3 protein-coding genes and 1 pseudogene are annotated in these 3,058 nt (G+C 66.4%); all 4 read right to left on the reverse strand.

The genetic code is table 11. The features are described 5' to 3' along the window. The coding region (gene dprA, locus EN893_RS26270) for a DNA-processing protein DprA (RefSeq protein WP_127372130.1) at positions 1 to 1,005 on the reverse strand (1,005 nt) is incomplete at its 3' end. 17 nt (positions 1,006 to 1,022) lie between these two features. After that, on the reverse strand, positions 1,023 to 1,610 hold the full coding sequence (gene plsY, locus EN893_RS26275) for a glycerol-3-phosphate 1-O-acyltransferase PlsY (RefSeq protein WP_127271878.1): 588 nt from the start codon (positions 1,608 to 1,610) through the stop codon (positions 1,023 to 1,025). A gap of 57 nt (positions 1,611 to 1,667) precedes the next feature. Beyond that, the gene (locus EN893_RS26280; protein ID WP_127272492.1) at positions 1,668 to 2,954 is read right to left on the reverse strand and encodes a dihydroorotase; all 1,287 of its coding nucleotides are present in this window, start codon (positions 2,952 to 2,954) and stop codon (positions 1,668 to 1,670) included. Continuing rightward, positions 2,951 to 3,058, reverse strand: a pseudogene (gene pyrB, locus EN893_RS26285) (aspartate carbamoyltransferase catalytic subunit); the annotation flags it as partial. The pseudogene pyrB and the gene EN893_RS26280, both read right to left, overlap by 4 nt.

Consider the following 3,058-nt stretch of genomic DNA (forward strand, 5'->3'; position numbering starts at 1 on the left):
GACCGCCACTGGCGTCGGGCCGAGCGCCTCGATGACGCGGGCGCGGTCGCTTTCGCCGGGCGGTGGTGTGGCCGAGAAGTCGGGCGGCTCTTCGAACGGCGGCACGTCGGGCGCCCGCATGCCGGTCAGCGGAGCGATTGCCCGCGAAACGTCCGCTGCGTCGGTGACCAGGGTGGCGCCATCCTTGAGCAGGCCGTTGGTGCCGGCGGCGCGTGGATCGAGCGGCGAGCCCGGCACGGCGAAGACCAGCCGGCCCATTTCGCCCGCAAGCCTGGCGCTGATCAGCGAGCCCGAGCGTTGCGCTGCCTCGACCACCACCAGCCCAAGGACCGCACCCGCGACAAGGCGGTTGCGGCGCGGAAAATCCTGGGCGCGCGGCTGCCAGCCGAACGGCATCTCTGAAATGATGGCGCCACGCTCGGCGATTTCCTCGCACAGGCCGGCATTTTCAGGCGGGTAAGGCAGGTCGAGGCCGCCGGCCAGGACGCCGATCGTGCCGGTCGCCAGGCTGCCCTGATGCGCCGCCGTGTCGATGCCGCGCGCCAGGCCGGAGACGATTGCGTAGCCGTCGCGGCCGAGGTCGGCCGCCAGCATGCGTGCCATCTTGATGCCGGCCAGCGATGCGTTGCGTGCCCCGACGATGGCGACACCCGGCAGCCGGAAAACAGCTGCGTTGCCCTTTACCGCCAGCAGCGGCGGCGGATGGTCCATGTTGCGCAATAGGGGTGGATAGTCTGTTTCACCGATCCCGACAAAGCGGGCGCCGGCCTTTCCGGCTAATTCCAGTTCGGCCTCGGCTTCGGCAATGGAAGGGATGCGAGCGATCCGGATGGCGCCGCCTGAAATCATCAGTTCCGGCAATATCTCCAGCGCCGCCTCGGCCGAACCGAAACGGTTGATGAGGTCGCGAAAGGATGCGGGGCCGACATTCTTGGTGCGGATCAGCCGCAGCCAGCTCAGCCGCTGCCGGTCGCTGAGACGCGGCCCGGCGGCCGGCCCACTCACCACGGCGGCAGGCTCGCTCACCCCTTGGCTCCGATCTTGCCCTCGGTGCCGGCAAGCAGGCGCGAAATGTTTTCCCGGTGCTTGATGAAAACGATGATGCTCATCACCACGAACAAGGCCGCATTCTGCGGTGCGCTCAGGACATAGAGGGCGATCGGCACGATGACCGCCGCCGTCAGCGCCGCCAGCGAGGAATAACGGAACAGGAAAGCCATCACCAGCCAGGCGACGGCAAAGATCAGCGCCACCTGCCAGGCAAGGCCGATCAGCACGCCGAGATAGGTGGCGACGCCCTTGCCGCCCTTGAAACCGAGCCAGACCGGGAAGAGATGACCGAGAAAGGCGCCGAGACCGGCCCAGATCGCCAGGTCAGGCGCGAAATGGCCGGCTATCAGCACGGCGACCGTGCCCTTCAGCGCGTCGAGCAGCAGCGTCGCGGCGGCAAGGGCCTTATTGCCGGTGCGCAGAACATTGGTGGCGCCGATATTGCCGGAGCCGATCTTGCGCACATCGCCAAGGCCGGCCGCGCGGGTGAGCAGGAGCCCGAACGGAATCGAGCCAAGCAGATAGCCGAACACCAGCGCTGGGATGAGGCTGTAAGTCATTGTTTCCCCCGCATTTCCCCCTGACGAGCCGGATCACGCGCGGTGCGCCGTGGCCGTTCAGGCGGAAAACACTGTGCGGCCCGCAACCAGCGTTTGCAAGACCTTGCCTTGCAGTCGCGCGCCTTCGAAACAGGTGTTTTTCGAGCGCGAACGAATACCGCTTTCGCTGACGATCCAGGGTTCGTCGAGATCGACAAGCGCAAGATCGGCGACAGCACCCGGCTTCAGCGTGCCGCCGGGCAGGCCGAACAGTTTTGCGGGAGCGGTGGACAGGGTTTCGATCAGCCGGAGCAACGGCACATCGCCATTGTGATAGAGCCGCAATGCCGCGCCCAGCAGTGTCTCCAACCCGATGGCGCCGGCCGCCGCATCGGCAAAGGGCAGGCGCTTGGTGTCGACATCCTGCGGATCGTGCGAGGAGACGATGATGTCGATCGTGCCGTCCCTGACCGCTTCGATCATCGCCAGCCGGTCTTCCTCGGCGCGCAAAGGTGGGGTCAGACGGAAGAAGGTGCGGTATTCGCCGACATCGTTTTCATTCAGCGACAGATTGTGGATCGCCGCGCCTGACGTCACCGTCGCCCCGTCGGCCTTCGCACGTGTGACGGCGCTTGCCGCCATCGCCGTCGAGATCTTTGCTGCATGGTACGAACCGCGTGTCAGTCGGGCCAAGGCGAGGTCGCGTTCCAGCGGGATGGCTTCGGCTTCGCGCGGAATGCCGGAGAGGCCGAGCCAGCTGGCGTAAAGGCCTTCATTCATCACGCCGGATGAACCGAGGTCCGCATCCTGCGTCTCATGCACGATGGTGGCGCCGAAGTCGCGTGCATAGGTCAGCGCGCGGCGCATCACCAGCGCGCTCGATATGGTTTGGCGGCCATCGGTAAAGGCGACCGCGCCGGCTTCGCGCAGCAGGCCGAACTCGGTCATTTCGCGCCCGTCGAGGCCCTTGGTGATCGCCGCGGCCGGAAAGACGTTGACGATGGCCGTGTCCTTGGCCGTGCGCAGCACGAATTCAACCAGCGCCACATTGTCGATCACCGGATCGGTGTCGGGCATCATGACGATGGAGGTGACGCCGCCGGCCGCCGCCGCGACACTTGCCGACGCGATGGTTTCGCGATGCTCGCCGCCCGGTTCGCCGATGAAGACGCGGCCGTCGATCAGGCCTGGAATGATCGCCTTGCCGGCGCAGTCGACAACGGTGGCGCCCTCGGGCGCGCCCTGGTTCAGCGCTGCCTTGCCGGCGACAAGGATTTTCTTGCCATCGACTATGACGGCGCCGACTTCGTCGATGGCGCGCGAGGGATCGACAACGCGGGCCCGCTCAAAGACCGTTATGCTCATGCGCCGCCGCCCTCTTGATTGCGGCGCGGGTCAAGCAGCGCTTCCATGACGGCCATGCGCACGGCGACGCCCATTTCGACCTGTTCCTGGATGACGCTCTGCGG

This window comes from Mesorhizobium sp. M7A.F.Ca.CA.004.04.2.1 (assembly GCF_004022825.1).
GTDB lineage: Bacteria > Pseudomonadota > Alphaproteobacteria > Rhizobiales > Rhizobiaceae > Mesorhizobium.

Bases quoted from the DNA above. Each gene is read 5' to 3' on its own strand.
- plsY (WP_127271878.1), bottom strand. From the start codon at position 1,610: ATGACTTACAGCCTCATCCCAGCGCTGGTGTTCGGCTATCTGCTTGGC.
- EN893_RS26280 (WP_127272492.1), bottom strand. From the start codon at position 2,954: ATGAGCATAACGGTCTTTGAGCGGGCCCGCGTTGTCGATCCCTCGCGC.